Raw genomic sequence first — 17,519 nt, forward strand, 5'->3', positions numbered from 1 at the left:
AGTAGTTGACGCGCTAATGGCAACATCACTATCAGAAATAGTAATTTTGCGAATCAGGCGACGATTGGTTGAGATCGATTTTCACAGGCATTAAGTCCAGTGCTTCAGCTATCGGGCGAACCCGCTCTAAATCACTGCCTAATAGCCTCAATACATCTTTTTCCAACTTCAGTTGGTCGGATACTTCTATCCCTTCAGGACTCGCTACTGTGAGCGAACACAGAGGTGGCAATTGACGCTTAAAGGCCAGTAACAGCAACAATGGCCACGGGCCATCATCCGTGTTAACAATGCCAGCGCCTTCACCTGACACAATGCTGATTTGATTGGTACTAGGTAATCCGCTTTTGCAAAACCCTAATGACCATTCTCCAATCCTGACCTGGTTATCATCAATAACAGCCAAGCCATAGGCTTCAAGCAGCTTTGCCATATCGAATAACGCTTTTTGCGCCAGCGAGATTTGGCCATTGACGTCCTTGCGAGTACGAAACTCCCAACTGACGTTATTGGCGCACGCTACGTTATCAAGCGCATTTGAGAGTTCAAATGGCCGCCCTTGATGATCAATGCCGACTTGTCCAACAAATCGATAACCCTTGTTGATTTTCTCATTGATTCGTCGGTCTGCTTCAGCGTTAGGATCAGTCGAATCAATCAATCGCTGCTGCGACAATTGACCGGCTTTTCCAAACCGAACTTCAATCTCCTGGGTATCTGATCCAACGTAAATGGCCCATTCTTTGGCTGTCCCATCAGAATGACTGTAACGGTAAAGAGCAAAGCACTTTTCCATCATCAATCCTCCCAGTGGTCACCGAAGACATCAGCGGCAATACGGTGAATGGCTTCACGTTGCTCCAACTCAGCACGAGCCGTCAAAGACCGAACCAGTGCATACTCCACTGCGTTAGGAGCACCTTTAAAAGCAAGTGTTAACTTTGCCCAGCGCACCAAGGTCCGAGTGGACATGGTGATACTAAGCTCTGCACCGCCATCCGCGCCCCCAATAAAAAGACGACGAATGTCACCAGCCACTTTCACCATTTTTTGGCGAAAGACTTCTGGCAAGCCCGGCGCAACATTTTCCAGAATGGCTTCCTCTACAGAAGGCTCTGCATAGGTCGCTTCGATGATTCTAAAGCGATCAAGAAAAGCCAAATTCTGTTGGAGCACACCTTGATACAAGCCCGTTTGATCACCGCTGCCCGCACTGTTGCCGGTAGCGATAAAACGAAACTTGTTATGTGGCATGATGATCTCACCGCCATTTTGTGCGATGACCAATGGGGCACCTTCCAAAATGTCATTGAGCCCAGCCAGTTCAGCAGGCTCAGCAAGATCCATTTCATTAATGATCAGCAAATGGCCATGCTTTACAGCCAGTGCCAGCGGTCCATACACAAAGGTCATGTTGCCATTAACCAGCGTGTGGTGACCGATAAGATCAGACAACTCCAATCGACCGTGCGCAGTAATTTGCTGAACAGGCCAATTCAATCGAGAAGCAACTTGGCAAATTAGCGAGGTCTTACCGCATCCAGTGGGGCCAGTAATATACAAACCGTCACCGTCTGGGTTAGACAAGAACGCCAATACGTCACGTAAGTCTTCTTTTCTAAAAACGTACTCGTCCTTGCGAACGGGAATGTTTGGATGGGTAGTGTCGGCACCAAATCCTTCCAGAACGAAAGCATCAGGAGCCGGGACATTAAACGCTTGATTCACTTGAACCAAAAATGGGGATTGTTCAGTCATGGTAAACCTCATCTGTTTTGACGAGGCCCCATGCCCCAACAGGGAATGAAGTCCCCGTCGGGTGGTGTGTTGATTGTGGTATGGCTGTGTATATAAGAGTTCAGCTCGCTCTATCATTCGTACCCAGCATTGGCTACGAGTGAAACTGCTTTCTGATGCACTCGATGTAAGCGCATGAGAAAGGAGCCGAAATCGGCTCCAAGTGAACGTTAAAAGTAAAATGAGCTCGGCGAGTCACCTGGCAGAACCAAGTTCTCTTGCTCAAGACTGATTTTGATTGGTGTTTCAACGGGCTGATCTGGCTTATTGGTGCTGATGCGCAACCGCTCTTGTGGCGATTTTCGGTAAGCGGCTAAAACCTGTTCATCCAGCTCGCCTAACTTATCGGTGGCCAATTGCTTATAGTCCACCGTGCCCGCCATCATGTAGCGACTGAGTTTGACCCCAGCGTAGTCGGCATGAGCGTAGTTACCCATCATAGCGACCAATTTTGACTGAGCGTCTCGCATTTCCTCTTTCAAAGATTTAATGTGATTTTCCAGTCGAACCACTTCGGCATGTGCTGAGCAATACTGTCGAGACAGCGATGTCCAACGGTATTGGGCTTCACCCTTGGGAACAAAACAATCTTGCTCAGGGCATTTTGGCGGTTCTTTTTTAGTTTGAACTAACTCCCAAAACTGAAGCGCCGTTTCTTGCAACTCAGTTAAGAACGCCGCGTCTCGTTGTATTTCAAACTCAATCAGTTGATCCTCAAAATATAATACCAACCAACCACGCGTGCTATTGGCGACCAGTATTTGATGCTGTACTTGTACCCAATACAACTGGTACGCCTCGCTTTGTTCTCGGTGAGCTTGCACATCCTCAAAAACTGACTGGCAAGGACATTTCAGTTCAACGGGTTCGCCCGCATCGTTGATGCCATCAAAGCTGGCTCGAAAGATTGCGTTATGATCGGCTTCTGCACATAACGGCAGAAGAAAGTCATTATGCGCATTCTCAAATGCTCGCCTTGCTTGAGGCTCCAACCTTATACCGCGAAGCACATTTGGATTATTCGACAGGTCTTCCGGTAATACGAATCCGGTTTTTTCTGCCCATAATCGCCAAGGTGTTTTGTAGGGTGAACGCCCCATAATAATTGGGGCTTCAGATGCCGTAACCCCTGCAATGCGCCACTGGTGCCATGCAGGAGTACGTTGTGATAGGTCGATAACCTTCATATTGCCTCCTTTGAGGGGGAGACTCCCCCGAAGGAGAGAACTCCCCTTCAGGGTTAAGTGGTTACTTTGCTGCTTGTGCTAACGCTGTTTGGTGCTGAACAACACTTGCTTGAACCGAATCAATTGCCGCTTTACCGGCTTGAATCGAACCTAAGACAAGGGCAACAACCAATACCAAGCGAAAAAGTGAGGCTGATTTAGTCATGGAAGATCTCCAAAAAAAGACGAGACCTTCCCCCTGACGGGAGAATAATCCCGCCAGGGTTAGTAAAATGAATGCGTGGCGCTAAGAAGCTAAAGGCTGTGTGAGCGCTTTGGCTGCTTGTTGCTGTGCATTAAAAATTTCTTGTTTCGCAAACGTCAGCTCAACACCTTGAAAATGTTCATTGGCATATTCCAATGCACTATTCCAAGCGTTTGAAGCTTCCGCCCGCTCGATAAGCTTGTAAACAAGCCCTCGGGTTCGATCATCAACTTGCTCGGGTGGAATCACAGATGGCTCAACAACGTGTGTTGCTTGGCCTTCGATAATTCGCTCCGCTTCGTCTTGATCGAAAATTCCCACAAAGCCAAACGCAATGCGGGAACACTGGATCATGGATTTATGTCTTAGCATTCGCTTAGTGTGCGTCTGCCATGGACCATCTACCCGGTAAGGGCCATTTTTGCCGTTACCTTCAAAAGGTGGTCGATAGACTTCATCCAGATACTCAGTGATTTTGACTGGGTGCGAACGGTCGCGCCGGTAGATGATGCATTCCATCCATTCAGGGCATTCTTTCGCGCCATCCAGTGAGACTTTGTTTTCTGAAGTCTTAAACTCCATGCCATCAAACTGGTCGTGTTGATTGATGATGCGAGACCATCCATCGACACCTACCACTGGAATAATTCCAGCTTGCTTATCAGGGAACGCAAAAATCTCTTTGGTGAAAGGGTTCAAGCCGTACTGATCTGCAACCACTAAGAGCGCCATCATCTGCTCATTGGTCGGTGCACTACCGTCACGTTGCTTGAATGCTGTTGCTTTTAGGGTATCGAACAACTTGTTTGGATCGACACTAAAGCGCTCAGCAAAGCGTTGGATTAGCTTTGGTTTTTCCATTGTGGACTCCGACAATCAAAGTGGGAGTCTGACCCTGACGGGAAAGTACTCCCGGCTGGGTTAAAGCGTTTTTACTCGGTTAAAAATCTGGTTCAGGATAAGTTTGTGCCCAATTAGTTTGGGAGCCTGCATCATCCGCCGCTGATGGCTCAGATGCTTTGTTCACATTATCAAGAAGCAGAAACTCGTCCGCGTCCACTTCGGTCAATCGATGCTTAATGCCATCTTTCTCCCATGAGCGCGTGCGCTGAGGCCCTTGAACAAAAAGCTTCGCTCCTTTTTGGATCAAATCTTTTGCTCTTAGCCCTAACTTAAATCCACCACGATCTCGAAAAACGACCCGATGCCATTCCGTATGCTCTTTGAGCTCATTGGATTGACGGTCGCGCCATTTCTCAGAAGTGGCCAGCGAAATGCTGGTCACTAAATCACCTGATGGATAGGCTCGCGTCTCTGGCTCAGAGCCAACGTAGCCTATGAGTGTTACTTGGTTTTTCATGATGTTCTCCTTGTCTTAGTTGAACTCTGTGCAAACAGTCGTTTCTGTCCGGCTAGGCAAAGAAGACTGACGACGCAGATAGGTTGGTATTTCGAGTAAAGCCATGTCGTACTGATGTGGCTCTTTGTAAAACGCAGATGTCAAACGGGGCATACCAGGAGCTTTAGGCACTGCCATTGGACGACGTTTTGGTTTTAGTGTGAGCAATCGCTTGATTTGAGTAAGTACAAATCGAAACGGGCGCACGCTTTGACGAGCAAGCAATCGCAAAAGCGACCAGCTCAGTTTTGCAAGCAACATAATGCCTGCGATTTGGATAATAAATCCGAAGATATATTCCATTGGTGACTCCTTAATTTGGTTGTGAAGGAGTCACCCCCAACTGGGGAAAACTCCCCCAGTTGGGTGGTGAAAAGGCGAACCGTAAGGAACGCATGGTTGAGCATGTAAAAACATGCAGGCTATTTGTTTAAGGAGGCTAGCTACCTCTTAGTACCACTGAGAAAACTCAGCGGCGGGCTTCCTTTGAGCTCATGCTCTTCGGCGCAGATATCACTGAAACAGATCAGCAATATTTGATAGTCAGTGTAACCGTCTTATCCAGACAGGATAGTTAGAAAGATGCTCAATTCTTCCACCTAGCTGAAAGGCCATTACCTCACAGAGGATTAGGCTAGGGACTGATTATTGTCATATCAGGAGCAAACTTATGGCCCAAGCAAAACCCAATTACTCAAAACCCATCTTTGAACAATCATTCACAATTAATAGCTTACAGGCGCAACGTGTCGTTGACCGTGTTTTTAGACGGACGGTCAGTGCGCTCTACGGAATCGATGTCATCCTACGCATCATTGGCGATGAGAACGAAATTGATGAAGTGGAACAGATCATTAGCCAGCTGATCGAGGATTGCGCTAAGGCGGTAGACAACGAACAAGCTCGTTTGGACAAACTGATGGAGTCCAACGGTATCGATGAAGTACCTGACTACACCGATCCGATTACCTTCAACGCCAAAATCAGCTCGCCTCAGGTTGGCCAGTTTGTTGGCTTAGTGCGCAAACTCGATGCGTTGATGATCTCAATGGACACACTCTGGTTATCTAGCGTGCTTAGCAACAAGCAACGTGTTGATGGCAACTACGCATGGCAACAGCGCATTATCAAACTTGCACGACGCATTATTGATATCGAAATTCGAGCACGAAAATCAGCCCAAGCTAAGGGTAAAGAAGCAGAGGTTGAACAAGCGGTGCCTTTAACCGATGACGATATCACTGAAGAGGAAACAGATACCCCCGCCAACTAGCCAACTAGGCTCCCATCAACCAGCCCCTCTCGAAGGGGCTTTTTTAATTCAGATAGTATTCCAAAACTCTCTGTTACTTCTCAACTGTAATTACAGTTGACTTAAAATGTAATGATCATTACTATGATTGTAAGCAAAATTACTTATGAGTGTCAGCAATGCAAATTGAACTATCGCAAGAAACTTACCTTCGCCTTGGTAAACACGTAATAGGATTTGAGACACCGGATAACGTGATCTGTAGGCTTCTTGATTTCTATGAATCCAGAACGGTGACTGGAAAACCAGAATTGGTATTTATTCCAAGTGAAGATGAATTTAGGCAATGCTTGATAAATCAAAAGCAAGCTTGGAAGGTTTTTCAATATGCAGATGGCCGAGTCTCAACTGAAGAATGGTCGGCTCAGCAATTTGGAGAGCATTCTAACCTTAAAGCCAATATTTGGTCTGGAGCCTTGAGAGGCTGGAAAAATAAAGGAATCGTTAGATTAACATTGACGACAGAAAAGCCTGAGGGTGAAGCTTTTAGATTGTTAAAACATTCAGAGGATGTGGATATGGTGGAGCTACGAGTTGGAAAATTGGTTAAAGAACACATTGATGCAATTATCGTTTTTTGCAGCCAAACAGCAGAGCATTTAGAGTTATTGAAAAACATTGACTGGTGCAAAGAACACTTTGGTATATCTTTCCCATTGATCATGATTTCAACGGAAGCGTCCAAAAATTATCATGAAAGGTATTGGGTCAAAGAGTATTCAATTAATGGTCAATCATACCGTTTCTGTAGTCAGTTTGGAGGCAATAACGCAGTAGGGACTAAAACATTGTCTGAATACCATGGTGAGAAATTTCTAGCTTACTTAAAAAAATTTAATTTACTAAATCCAGCTTATACGGATCAGCAAATTCGTTTTATTGTAAAAAGTTAAGAGAAATTTATGAATGCGTTTGAGGCAATGAGTGAACTAGCTTCACAAGAAAAATGGTGCTGGAATTTAAACTGTACCACCTGTGGTCAACTTCATTTTCGATTTGGTCTAGTTGAACTAACTCGGGGTAAACACCCTCTTGAAGATAATTGGTTGGTGAAAAAACAACAAACAAATTACTCAGTTAAAATTGGGCAATTCCCCTATACTTTTACTCCAGAACAACAGCGTAAAATAGTTGATATCTGCATAACTGCCGACCTAGTAAAGATTTCAAAAAACTGCGTATTTCCTGATTGGCTTGGGTATCTTGGTCTAGTATTAACATTTACAAAAAGTGATCCTTTGCTATACAAGAAGCTTTGCACAGTCTGGTCAAGTCAACTAGCAAGAATGGTTCGTACGGATTCACTTATTTATAAAAAGCTTAACGATGCAGCATTAGGAGTTTCCGTTTTAGACATCAAAGATCTAGAGCATTGTGAGAATAACATAATTTCTCAACATAAATATTTTGCTAGGGTTTCTAGTCGCTGATATTTGCACTTAAAAAATCATATCCGCATCAAGTATTGAAACATCCTAGAAGAAAAACGCAATAGCAACCACAAAGCGCTAAAATGGTTACCTTAAGGCGCATTTTGCTCATTAAAGTAACCAATATGGAACATTATTGGCGCAGCTTTTTTATAAGGACGAGCTCAATTATTCCCCGAAATTTCTTCCGTCGCCTCCTGACGCAGTTTCTGAGCATCCATTCCGTTTAGCCTTTCAATAGCTCTGTCTGCGGCACTTTGACGGTTTCCATCCACGTTTAGCGTACTTCCTGAGCCTGTGAGTCGTTCCAGATCCAGTGACGGTACTTCGGGTAGGTTGCCCGTGATCGATAAGATACCTATCCATTCATCCAGATTGACTTGGCTCCAATCTACCTGGTTTAACTGACTAGCGGTCAAACCTTCGCAGTTTGGTGACTTTGCACTGCCCCAGCCAAGGCCCAATTGCGGACGAACTTGTTCTTGAATGATCCGTGAAAGCGGCGAAGTAAAGCAGCAATATGACTGCCGTTTCTCAACACAGGCACCTAAGAACTTAGACTTGCAGTAAGAGCCTACATAATGGCAACTCTTCAATACCCGCTTAGCGTTCATTTCAAACTCACTCTGCTCACATTTCCAGATAAGCTGAATGAGGATCATGGTGACTGAATAAATCATGTAGGCCGTCATAACCGTACTCAGAACCGCGCCAGCAGCGCCACCCAGCGCGAAGTTACCACCTGAAACAACACCATCGGCTCCAACCGCGCCACCAACGTTACTAAACAGTGCCGATTGCGCCCCCGAACCAAAGGTAGTGCCTACCCATTCAGCCGTTTTGTTGGTCAACACCTGCATGAAGCCAGTCGCAGCTTGCTCCGCTCCCGCGCCAGCAGCCGTTGATGGCCCAGCCCCCATGAGAGAGTCCCATGCAGACACAAAAGGCTCTTTAACCGCACTCCAGGTACTCGTTATCGGTTCCCTAAGCGTATTCCACGAACCATAGATTGCCGACGACGGATTCATGGCCATGACTGCTGTATCAAGCTTGTTAACTGCCACTATCATCGTGATGTAATCCGATAACGACACGCCACTTGGCTTTTCACAGCAATCAACTATACCGCCAACGGCTTTTTTGCACTGGCCTGCATTACCTTTAAAAACCGTACACTCGACGTTATCTTGGCCATCAGCGCCCGTACATGACATATCATTGGTCATAAACTGCGCCGCATTAAGCATCGCAGCGGCTTCTGCAAAGTTAGCCTGCTTAATTGACTCTGGCTCTAAACAATCTGTGCCCATACAGCGAACTGGCCCCTCACAGTTGTATTGAGTTTCCATTCGAGCGTTTTGCACTTCAACGCTTTGTCCGCAGTCATACACCAAACTTTGGATATAGCAGAAGCCTTCATGACCAGACCCGCCTTCAGTGCATTCGGTTCTGACATACTGGCAGGCCGGGTTTTGCTCCAGCGCGGCACACGTATTGGTGGTCGTGTTTTGTCCGTTATTGACGATGGTTTGTGTATTACCATTGGCATCTACCCAGCTATCTGAGCTGCCCATGTTGAACTCTGGATGAGAAGTCGAAGCATTGTAGGTCGCTCTTGCCTTCCAGCATGAGAGCCCCAGTCCATCAGAACTGCCGCGACTGGTTAAATGAGCAGGAGACGAAACAACCGCCGGATAAAGGCTTCCCAGATTGGCCAACTCGCCACTACCAACCGTTAACCCGTCGATTCGTTTTGTGCCCGTATCCAAACACCGCCACTGAACCGCAGTAAACTGATCCGTTTGCATCAAGCATTGGTCTATGCCCGGATCACTTGATTGATGAACAACGTCTTGCTCTAAGTATTTGCCAGAGAAGGCCAATGAAGCGCTCAGTTTCGCAGGAGCCAAACACTTCTGAACTTCTCGGCTGCAAGTATCGAAATCGACTTTGTTCCAGCCGGACTCACATCTGGAACGCGTGACTTCCTGCGGTTCATGCCACGAAATAATCGACCCATTAACGACCTTGCACAATGAGCCAACCAAGGTTCCTTTTGGACAGGTCATTTCAGGGTATTTAATGGACGGTTTCGTCTCTGTGACCATCTCCTTGTTGCCCGTCAATGAGAGTGTCGTTTTCCAACCATTTGCCTTAGATGGCGACTCGGTGATTTTTATCTCAGTATTTTGATTATCAAAAATCTTCAGTGTCGCGTTTCCAGTTTGCATGGTGGTGCTGTGCTGTGGAACAAAACTGATGGTTTCAGAGCTAAAGCAACCGCGCTCAATGGACCAGCTTTGTTGATGGGTTTCAACGGATACACGTCGCTCTAACTGACACTGAGTAAGCGTGCTGATCTTCTCGCACACCTGGTAATCCGGTACATGCTTGGTTTCAGTAAATGGCGTAATCGTCTGAGTAGGCTCACAGGCCTCAAAACTACTCGGCATAAGATTGGATACCACGCACTTTGGATCGCTGGTTTGTAATCCACAGTCATAAGTATCGGTAAAACGAATGCATTCACCTTTATCATTGGTCTCGGCACATTCTGACGACATGAAGCCACACGAAGGATTCGCTTCAAGCACTTGGCAGGCCTGATTTTCAATCCCCTTATAGCTTTCGTCATCCACACTCACTTGTACACGCCGACACAAAGGCGATATGCCAGTCACAGGGCTTGGGGCAAAGTAGGATTCACAAACTGAAACACCATTGACCACCGTACATCCGTTGGTTGAAGAAGGCTGATCCGTACATTGAATGCTGTAGTCTGAAAACTTTGTCGGAATATCCGCTGCTTGTTCGATACAGGATTGTGGCGACCAACTATCATTCATCACCACCTTGGTTGAATCAAAGCGCACCTTGATGCGTGCATACCCCTCACCACTACCCGTTACCGATACGCGAATTTTGACTGGCACTTCTAAACCGGGCTCTACCGCTTTTAGCTTGGCGGTTAAGTCAGTATTAGGATTGCGTTCCCAACTGGTACTAAGCTCGCAGCGACCTGCCGTTTCTGGTGGAAAGTTATTGTTCGGTCCAGACCAGACTTTCTGATCGCCAAGCCACACTTGCATGTAGTCATCCCATTTGGCGTATTCAAGAACGGCTGAGGTAATCGCATCGGGGTTCACGACTTTGAGTGTGATGGCCTGCTCGAACACTTTACAACGGCCACTCCAGTAGTTGTCCCCAATTCGTCCTATCCAAACTTCAAGACACCCCTCACCACAAGAGCGAAGGTTCATCGGCCCTGAAACATGCTCAATAATGCCTGCCGTGTAATCGTGAGTAATCGTGCAGCTGTTAACCGCTGTATTGAGCCTGTCGCATTGCTGGTAATTTGGGCTACCTTCACCTTGAGACTCACAGCCTGGGAAGCTTTGTGTTAATAGATTGGGATCAGTTTGAACCGCATCGGTTAATGCCCAAAGCGGATCATTGACCATATCTGGCCGCGACCTGTCTTTGATTTGCTGTAGCGAACGAAACGCCTCACCCGTAGCGCCACTTTCGGATGCCATGCTCTCTTGGCGCTGCGTCCCCAATTGATTCATGCTGGTATCAGAGCCATAAACGCCCGTTAAGACATCCAATGAGCCCTGATCCATACCAGGGAATAGCTCTTGCAAGTTAATGGACTCATTACCACTGCCACTCGGCACCAACAATGTATTGCCGTTAAGTGCGGGCATCGTCCAGTTTTGCAGTAATTGCTTACCTTCTTGTTGTCCGCTTAAGCCGGATTGGCGCTGCACATCAGCGGCCACACCATGTAAGGGCAAGCACGCCATAGTGATTGATAAAACACCCGCTAAAACTCGGGTAAAAAGTGTTGGTTTCATGGTTAACCTCCCGAGTTACAGCAGTCTTGCCAGCGCCACAAAATGTAGAGCGCATCTTCACCGGCACCTGGGATTGTTCGCCACTCTCCCCATTTCATGGTGCTTTCACCGATGACATGCGCACTTTCAGTTTCTGGTACAGGAAAGAACATACTCATCTTGTATTGGGATTTCGGCAGCATGGGTTCGATAACAGGTCGGCATAGCGCACTGTTCCCCATTGTTCGCCTTGCAAGACCACGCCTGTGTTGAGCCGCGATTGCACGCGCCGCTAAATGGCTGGTGTTTTCTGCTAATGAGCCAAAGGCTAAGGTGTGGCCAGATAACGGGTAGAGATGGCCCCAACTGCCAGCACACCAAAACAACTGGTCGATGGGTTTACCAAGCGTTGATGAAGCAGCGTCAGCGGTACAAGCAGATATAGCCAATGGATTGGCAACGGCAGCCGCTTCAGGCTGAGTAAAAAAGGCCAGTTCATCGTTCAGCCATGTTGGGTCCAATTCCGACAAATACATCAAGTCAAAGTCCATGTAACCATCGGCATTGCAATTGCCATCCATGAACAAATCGAGCATGACCAAAAGCGGAAAGGCGTAATAATGGTAATGGTAGAAAGCAAGATCACCGGTATCGTATTCACCCTCGCCATGACCACCTTGCAGTCGTCTATCACCTAACGGTAAACGAATCCCTCCCAGTGAAGGCGAACAACCTGGCGTTCTGACCAGTTCAATCAAACGCGCTGGCTCCCACATGCTGGTAACAATACCTGGCCTTGGCACACCTAAGTTGTCTTCACATAAGCAAAATGACTTGTTTGATGCGCCGCTTGGGACATTGCCAGAGCCAAGAGGAAGACCGGCAACCCGGATAGGAAAAATGCATGACCAGCAAACATCCGTCAGCAACTTGCCGGACAATAACCCCGCGTCTGGGCAGGTCAATTCGGCTTTTGCAGGAATAGATGCGCCCAAGACAAGCAGGACAACGAGAGTCCGCAACAGACGATACGAATTATTGAGCTTTTTCATGAACAAGCTCCTTTGCTGGAATTTCTTCTATTTCAAACGCGAGCCCCTTTGCTTGAACAAACGATGGGGTGACTTGCAGATCAAAGCGCTGCTTTAGCGAGGCATTGAGAAGGTAAACCGGACTGTCCAATGTCTTTTCGAGCGCATTGAGGCGATTCCAGCCTTGGGCACGGTCGAGCTGCGTGGTGATAAGCGTGATGCGGCGCAGAGTCCTATCTTGCGTCTCAAGCCAATGCGCTACTGCGTCCACTTCTTCAGCGTTCGACGCATTAAACACAACAAGCTGCTGAGTGAACGACAAGGCTTTGAGCGGGTTGATACGCGTTCCTGCTGGGATCAATGTTCGGCCATTGGCATCCAATAGTGGCCGCTGCATGACGATGGTTGGATCAACCGTTCTTATCCGATACTGCGTGGCTTTGGGTAAGTCAGTGAAAGTTTGGCGAGACCAGAAACGCTCAATGGCTTTTTTCTTTAACGCGCCCAGGTCAAGCGACTGTAAACGCTGCATCGCCACTTGCATCAAATCCGGTTCTAAAATGGAATGAATAGGACCGCGTTGACCCAATGAACCGGTATTGCCTGTTTCAATTTGACGCTGCAACCAGTCCTTGCTGTAAACCCCTAGTGCACTTGCAGTCACCTTGTCATCTTCTATGCGGAAAATGGCAGGCACGCTAGTCACCCGCCAGTGCACAAAGGCTTTCGGATCGATTCGAACCTGAGGAACAGGGTCAAGTCCCACCATCAGCGTATGCCAATCACGGATAGCCGCCCCCAAGGTCTTTCCTTCAGGAATTCCCCGAAACAACACAATAGCGCCGGTAGCACTGGCCTCTTTAAATAGCTGCTTCAGCGACGAATCCCCCAGTGAGGACGACGCAAATATCAACCATTCATCGCTGTGTTTGAGCGACGCAGGTTGTTCAATCGGTGAAAAAGGCTCGATAAATTCAGATGAACCATCCACAGCACTTTGTAAAATGCTGCGGCTCATTTCGACGATCTTGTTGTCTTCGTCAGACAACGGATAAGGCTCTTGTGCCCAGGACACTTGAACCCAAGACAATGGAGCAACCAACAAAAATAAGAGACATAGTCTTTGCATCATCTACCTCCTACCAAAGCGGCCAAGCGCGACCGACAATCTGCTCGCGCTTAACGGCATTCCAATAGCGGGAGTCGAAACTCGTTGCAGCCTCGCCGGAAAACCAATATTCGTTTTCTTGCAGCGTCAATGAGCGGCTAAATTGTGATTCCGCCACACCAAGACGCTGGGCTAATGCCATGCCGGTAGAGACTTCAGCACCGTTCACCAGCACATGCTCAGGCGTCACATTGACTTCATCCCCAGGCATCCCTGTTAGGCGTTTCAGCATCCGAGTACCGTCGTTATATAACGGAGCGAGTCCTTTTGAGTGGAAGGCATACAAACCATCCTTAACGGGCTCTTTATTCCATAGGTCAATCAGATACACCGTGGTATCAGGCAGGCAGCGCTCTTGCTGGGTATCAATACCTATTCGGTAGCGCATCATGGCGTAGGTGCCTACCAAGGCCATGATTAACGCAAGAACAGTCAACCGGATGAGGTATGGCCGCCAAGGCATTCTTTTACGGAGTATCTGCATGAGACACCTCCTTTGAGCCTACTGGCACAAATACGGAATCATCAGCACCCACCACCGCTTGGGAATCCAGCACGATAAAACCGGCTGTTTTTAACTTTTCAATTTGCTGATTGGTCTGAAGCAACCTGGATTCGATGTCTTGTTCGCTGGCATTGGGGCCCAGTGACAACACCGCCTCCCCAAAATCTACGACTGCAATGGGCGTACTTAACGCCAACTGGCTGTGGATGGGTTCGAGTGTTTTCATTAAGAGCCAGCTGGTCATTAAACCGCTGCCTGCAATAGACAAAGTAATAGAGGCCATAAATGGCCAAAGCGTGGTTTTATTCATAGCCTCGCTCCTTCAACAACTGAGAGATGGCATCAGCAACAGAAAGGCCTTTGCGCGTTAACTGTTTAATCGCGTTTACATCTTCTGCACGGGACGAGTACAACAGCTTGTGAAACGGATCGACGATGAGGCGGCCAATCCCGGTGCCCATTTCGGTAATAAAGAAAATTTCGGAATAGACACCAGTGACGGTATGAACCGTTTTTAGGTATTCATAGCCGCCTTCACCTAGTGGCAAGCGGCCTTCTTTTTTGAGCGCGTTGATGGTTTCAGCTTTTTGGCCAAGCAGGTACATATTGGCCGAGTTTTCAGCGATGGCTTTACCTGTTGGGCTGTCATACAAATCGTTGACCGACTGCGTTACCGTTACAGCACTGCCGCCATATTTTCGAAATCGACGGTAACCCGTCTCAATAAACTTACCGACATCACCTTGAGTCAGCAGATCCCAAGCTTCGTCAATGAACACAATCTTGCGACGATCCCGCTCACCTAAGTACATCTCTTGTTGGATTTGGTAGATAAGCTGAAGCAACACCACTTGTTGCAGGTGCTTGCGTCCCTTGAGCTCTTCTAACTCCAGAACGGTGAAACGGTTTTTGAAGCGAATATTGTTGTGGCCATTAAAGAAACGGCCATATTCGCCCGGTGTCGTAAACGGATAGAGCTGCTCACCCACGTCCTGCACACGTCGGTCTTCATGATTTTTTAAAGCCTCTGCCACATCATCAACCAACATGGCACGACCTTTTTTCTCCCACAGTTCACGGGTCTGACGCTTTAGGTTGGCCATCTGAAAATCGGTTAATGACTGCGTAGGTGCGGCCATTGCGGCCAATAACCCAACCAGTACATCCGCTTCTTCGTCATAGTCCTCAACGATTTCAAACGGATTCAAGCAAATGCCACTGTCCCGGCCGAACTGTAAGAACTCACCATCATAGACTTCACACAGCTTTTCATAAGAGCGGCCAACATCAATCACCCAGCATTGGCCGCCTTCAGATAAGTAGGAGGAGATGATTTCGTTCACCAGGAATGACTTACCCGACCCCGATTGCGCCGCGATGCAACAGTTGTAATTACTGCCCGAGTCATAAAGGGACACACTCATGATCTGGCCATTACGGGAAACAAAGTTAATCACTGGCGTGCCTGTACCTTTCCAATCCGCAAACAAAGGCAACAGAGGGATCACATGCCGTGTCGCCATGGTCTTGAATCGAAACAAGTCGTTCATCGCCTGGCGGTCAGCACCAAATGGCAAGGCATTCAGGAAAATGGGCAAACAGAAGTACTTGTCTTCCATCAGCTCAAATCCGAGTTCTTTGAAATAGGTTCGAGCATTTGAAACAGAGCTGATCGACGCTTCTTCCGTTGGTGAAAACAGCGTCAAAGTCATATTTGCCCGAATAGGACGATCACCTTCTTGCAAAGCTTCAAAAAGAACATCAAATCCCTTTTTCTTGGCTGCCAGCACCGGCACAAACTTGAGCATCGGGCCATAGGCCTGATTGACCGCCCATTGACGCTTCGTCTCTAAACGAGATCGCATCGCCTCGGCTGAAGGAAAGTGAATGGTGACATTCAGCAAAAAGCTTCCGCGTAAACCGCGACTGCCCGTCATCATATCGCCCGCAAAACTTGCGGCATGGCCAAACCAGATCCGCTCAGGCAGGCGCTTAAACGATAGGGTTTTAACTCGGTAATCCCCCAGCATCAGACCTTGACTATCCACTTTGATAGCCCGGTCATAATCCAACACTTGCTCCCTAAGTGGTTTATCTGCCTCACTGCGGATTGGTGATGGATTACGCCAGGAAGCATCTTTTCCCCAGTTAAGCTGCGCACTTAATGCCGCGAGCCAGTTTCGGTCAGTCATCTCAGTAACGCGAAAACCAACCGTTGCCAGCGCTTGAGAGAAAGAAGCCCGAAGCGCGGATGCTCGACTCAACTCACGCTCCGTCGGTATAGGACTTTCCAAAGGCAATTTGCAGGTGACGATCAGTTGAAAGTTGCGTACCTGAGTCTGGGTCGATTCTTCTATCGGTTGAACCGTGCCCCCATCGAGAAAATCCGCACGTTTGCGTATCGACGCCCTGAGCAATGGATCGGATTGACGATGCCGTAAGCCCATCATGCGCTGAAGGTCGGTTTGAATATCAGGCGAGGCGTACAGGCCAAATTGCAGCAAAGTGTCTTTTGGCCAGTCGTTGTTGAGAAGAACATTAACCCTGTCTGCAACAGACTCATCACCACCAGGCAATGGGTCACATAGAAAGCCAAAGCCAACACTTTGGTCTTCCATGAAAAACAGTTGCTCATCGTCTGAATAGGCCAATACTGGCAAGAGCTCTGAAGCGCGTTGCCCTGAATACAGAGAGGCTTTCATTAACGCCCCTCCAACCAAGCAGAAAGATCATAAGGACGGCCTCGGCTGATGCGACCATCATTGGCGACAATGAAAGGCACACCTTGAATGCCCAGGATTTGAGCCGTCACCAAAGTACGCTGCATTGGTTCTAAGTTGCAGGCATCATCCTGTTCTAGGTTACCAATCCGGCCATTCAGCAATGCATCGGTGGCCGCTTTCTTGTCACGCGCACAGCCAAGCTGGCGAACCTGACGCTCTGAATCAGGACCAAGCACTGGCACAGGGAGTATTTGGAAGGTGTATTCTTTGGTTAACGGTAAAGCTTGTTTCAAAAGCTCATGGCAGTGCGGGCATCGTGGGTCAACAAAGACCACCACTTTCTTTTTGCCTTCACCCAGCGTCAGTGGATTCAAATCATCCATTTTTAAGCCAAGACGACTTAAGTCCAGCGTGTTCCCCGCTTCACGAATTTCTTCAAGGCTGGTAAGCGGCTTTTTGGACCAGGCATCATAGAGCGTGCCATCAATGACGAACCGGCCACTGTCTGACATGAAAACAATACGGCCATTGCTTTCGACCGCTTTCAAACCCGTGACCGGCAAAGAAACCATGCCGTCAATTTTTCCAACGGGCGACACTTCAGACACAGGTTCAGCTTGAACCAAAGGAGACAGCGCAAGCGCCAGAATAATTGGAGATAGTTTTCGCATGAGGAGTCCTCGTTAATGTAAATCGAGGCTCCAGTCTATGCAGTTGTCCTATGTGGACTCGGTTAGATAGATTGAAGAATTGGATGCCTTGCTAAGTATCGCATTCTCCCATTGACCTAGAAAAATTGAAAAATCAGAAAATATCAGTGAATATCACCAATTATCATCAAATCATCAGTCGCGTGATTTTTTGCCCTTGATAGCATGTGCCTTGTA

General features: G+C 47.7%; 17 protein-coding genes. 3 read left to right on the forward strand and 14 right to left on the reverse strand.

From position 1 onward, the window contains the following. Positions 1-31: 31 nt before the first annotated feature. From QL229_RS00105 to QL229_RS00135, 7 genes are all read right to left on the reverse strand, one after another. Positions 32-799, reverse strand: coding sequence for a hypothetical protein (locus QL229_RS00105; RefSeq protein ID WP_281546368.1), 768 nt, complete (start codon positions 797-799; stop codon positions 32-34). Further along, complete coding sequence (locus QL229_RS00110) at positions 799-1,758, reverse strand: AAA family ATPase (protein ID WP_001959209.1); 960 nt, start codon at positions 1,756-1,758, stop codon at positions 799-801. The genes QL229_RS00105 and QL229_RS00110 overlap by 1 nt, the downstream gene beginning before the upstream one ends. Positions 1,759-1,967: 209 nt before the next feature. After that, complete coding sequence (locus QL229_RS00115) at positions 1,968-2,984, reverse strand: lambda-exonuclease family protein (RefSeq protein ID WP_281546369.1); 1,017 nt, start codon at positions 2,982-2,984, stop codon at positions 1,968-1,970. 61 nt (positions 2,985-3,045) lie between these two features. After that, complete coding sequence (locus tag QL229_RS00120) at positions 3,046-3,189, reverse strand: hypothetical protein (RefSeq protein WP_015066581.1); 144 nt, start codon at positions 3,187-3,189, stop codon at positions 3,046-3,048. 81 nt (positions 3,190-3,270) lie between these two features. Beyond that, positions 3,271-4,089, reverse strand: a complete 819-nt coding sequence (gene bet, locus QL229_RS00125) for a phage recombination protein Bet (RefSeq protein ID WP_000414662.1) — start codon at positions 4,087-4,089, stop codon at positions 3,271-3,273. Positions 4,090-4,168: 79 nt separating this feature from the next. Further along, positions 4,169-4,588 carry a single-stranded DNA-binding protein gene (gene ssb / locus QL229_RS00130; RefSeq protein WP_032469935.1) on the reverse strand — a complete coding sequence of 140 codons (420 nt, stop codon included), beginning with the start codon at positions 4,586-4,588 and terminating at the stop codon, positions 4,169-4,171. A 15-nt stretch (positions 4,589-4,603) separates the two neighbouring features. Then, complete coding sequence (locus QL229_RS00135; protein ID WP_281546370.1) at positions 4,604-4,930, reverse strand: plasmid-related protein; 327 nt, start codon at positions 4,928-4,930, stop codon at positions 4,604-4,606. A gap of 367 nt (positions 4,931-5,297) precedes the next feature. Here QL229_RS00135 and QL229_RS00140 point away from each other — a divergent pair, with 367 nt between their 5' ends. The 3 genes from QL229_RS00140 to QL229_RS00150 all read left to right on the forward strand — a co-directional run bounded on the left by QL229_RS00140 (position 5,298) and on the right by QL229_RS00150 (position 7,369). Beyond that, positions 5,298-5,900 (forward strand): hypothetical protein, encoded by a 603-nt coding sequence (locus tag QL229_RS00140; protein ID WP_199356486.1) that lies wholly within the window; start codon positions 5,298-5,300, stop codon positions 5,898-5,900. 158 nt (positions 5,901-6,058) lie between these two features. Next, positions 6,059-6,832, forward strand: a complete 774-nt coding sequence (locus tag QL229_RS00145; protein WP_281546371.1) for a hypothetical protein — start codon at positions 6,059-6,061, stop codon at positions 6,830-6,832. Positions 6,833-6,841: 9 nt separating this feature from the next. Next, on the forward strand, positions 6,842-7,369 hold the full coding sequence (locus tag QL229_RS00150) for a hypothetical protein (protein ID WP_281546372.1): 528 nt from the start codon (positions 6,842-6,844) through the stop codon (positions 7,367-7,369). A gap of 164 nt (positions 7,370-7,533) precedes the next feature. On the opposite strand, the gene traN is transcribed toward QL229_RS00150, so the two are convergent. Genes traN through QL229_RS00185 form a run of 7 tightly spaced genes read right to left on the reverse strand, consistent with a single transcriptional unit; the run spans position 7,534 to position 17,303 of the window. Beyond that, positions 7,534-11,226 (reverse strand): conjugal transfer protein TraN, encoded by a 3,693-nt coding sequence (gene traN / locus QL229_RS00155; RefSeq protein WP_281546373.1) that lies wholly within the window; start codon positions 11,224-11,226, stop codon positions 7,534-7,536. Between the two features lie 2 nt (positions 11,227-11,228). Next, positions 11,229-12,257: a TraU family protein gene (locus QL229_RS00160; RefSeq protein ID WP_281546374.1), complete on the reverse strand. Its 1,029-nt coding sequence runs from the start codon at positions 12,255-12,257 to the stop codon at positions 11,229-11,231. After that, positions 12,241-13,365: a TrbC family F-type conjugative pilus assembly protein gene (locus tag QL229_RS00165; protein WP_281546430.1), complete on the reverse strand. Its 1,125-nt coding sequence runs from the start codon at positions 13,363-13,365 to the stop codon at positions 12,241-12,243. The genes QL229_RS00160 and QL229_RS00165 overlap by 17 nt, the downstream gene beginning before the upstream one ends. 10 nt (positions 13,366-13,375) lie before the next feature. Continuing rightward, positions 13,376-13,888 (reverse strand): S26 family signal peptidase, encoded by a 513-nt coding sequence (locus QL229_RS00170; RefSeq protein WP_188708039.1) that lies wholly within the window; start codon positions 13,886-13,888, stop codon positions 13,376-13,378. Beyond that, complete coding sequence (locus QL229_RS00175) at positions 13,872-14,219, reverse strand: plasmid-related protein (RefSeq protein WP_281546375.1); 348 nt, start codon at positions 14,217-14,219, stop codon at positions 13,872-13,874. The genes QL229_RS00170 and QL229_RS00175 overlap by 17 nt, the downstream gene beginning before the upstream one ends. Beyond that, positions 14,212-16,611 carry a type IV secretion system protein TraC gene (traC, locus tag QL229_RS00180; RefSeq protein ID WP_281546376.1) on the reverse strand — a complete coding sequence of 800 codons (2,400 nt, stop codon included), beginning with the start codon at positions 16,609-16,611 and terminating at the stop codon, positions 14,212-14,214. Before traC ends, QL229_RS00175 begins: the two co-directional genes overlap by 8 nt. Next, positions 16,611-17,303, reverse strand: a complete 693-nt coding sequence (locus QL229_RS00185) for a DsbC family protein (protein ID WP_281546377.1) — start codon at positions 17,301-17,303, stop codon at positions 16,611-16,613. Before QL229_RS00185 ends, traC begins: the two co-directional genes overlap by 1 nt. Between the last annotated feature and the right edge of the window lie 216 nt (positions 17,304-17,519).

The organism is Pseudoalteromonas sp. PAR1, from assembly GCF_947311895.1.
Classification (GTDB): Bacteria; Pseudomonadota; Gammaproteobacteria; order Enterobacterales; family Alteromonadaceae; genus Pseudoalteromonas; species Pseudoalteromonas lipolytica_C.

Bases quoted from the DNA above. Each gene is read 5' to 3' on its own strand.
- QL229_RS00105 (WP_281546368.1), bottom strand. From the start codon at position 799: ATGATGGAAAAGTGCTTTGCTCTTTACCGTTACAGTCATTCTGATGGG.
- QL229_RS00110 (WP_001959209.1), bottom strand. From the start codon at position 1,758: ATGACTGAACAATCCCCATTTTTGGTTCAAGTGAATCAAGCGTTTAAT.
- QL229_RS00115 (WP_281546369.1), bottom strand. From the start codon at position 2,984: ATGAAGGTTATCGACCTATCACAACGTACTCCTGCATGGCACCAGTGG.
- QL229_RS00120 (WP_015066581.1), bottom strand. From the start codon at position 3,189: ATGACTAAATCAGCCTCACTTTTTCGCTTGGTATTGGTTGTTGCCCTT.
- bet (WP_000414662.1), bottom strand. From the start codon at position 4,089: ATGGAAAAACCAAAGCTAATCCAACGCTTTGCTGAGCGCTTTAGTGTC.
- ssb (WP_032469935.1), bottom strand. From the start codon at position 4,588: ATGAAAAACCAAGTAACACTCATAGGCTACGTTGGCTCTGAGCCAGAG.
- QL229_RS00135 (WP_281546370.1), bottom strand. From the start codon at position 4,930: ATGGAATATATCTTCGGATTTATTATCCAAATCGCAGGCATTATGTTG.
- QL229_RS00140 (WP_199356486.1), top strand. From the start codon at position 5,298: ATGGCCCAAGCAAAACCCAATTACTCAAAACCCATCTTTGAACAATCA.
- QL229_RS00145 (WP_281546371.1), top strand. From the start codon at position 6,059: ATGCAAATTGAACTATCGCAAGAAACTTACCTTCGCCTTGGTAAACAC.
- QL229_RS00150 (WP_281546372.1), top strand. From the start codon at position 6,842: ATGAATGCGTTTGAGGCAATGAGTGAACTAGCTTCACAAGAAAAATGG.
- traN (WP_281546373.1), bottom strand. From the start codon at position 11,226: ATGAAACCAACACTTTTTACCCGAGTTTTAGCGGGTGTTTTATCAATC.
- QL229_RS00160 (WP_281546374.1), bottom strand. From the start codon at position 12,257: ATGAAAAAGCTCAATAATTCGTATCGTCTGTTGCGGACTCTCGTTGTC.
- QL229_RS00165 (WP_281546430.1), bottom strand. From the start codon at position 13,365: ATGCAAAGACTATGTCTCTTATTTTTGTTGGTTGCTCCATTGTCTTGG.
- QL229_RS00170 (WP_188708039.1), bottom strand. From the start codon at position 13,888: ATGCAGATACTCCGTAAAAGAATGCCTTGGCGGCCATACCTCATCCGG.
- QL229_RS00175 (WP_281546375.1), bottom strand. From the start codon at position 14,219: ATGAATAAAACCACGCTTTGGCCATTTATGGCCTCTATTACTTTGTCT.
- traC (WP_281546376.1), bottom strand. From the start codon at position 16,611: ATGAAAGCCTCTCTGTATTCAGGGCAACGCGCTTCAGAGCTCTTGCCA.
- QL229_RS00185 (WP_281546377.1), bottom strand. From the start codon at position 17,303: ATGCGAAAACTATCTCCAATTATTCTGGCGCTTGCGCTGTCTCCTTTG.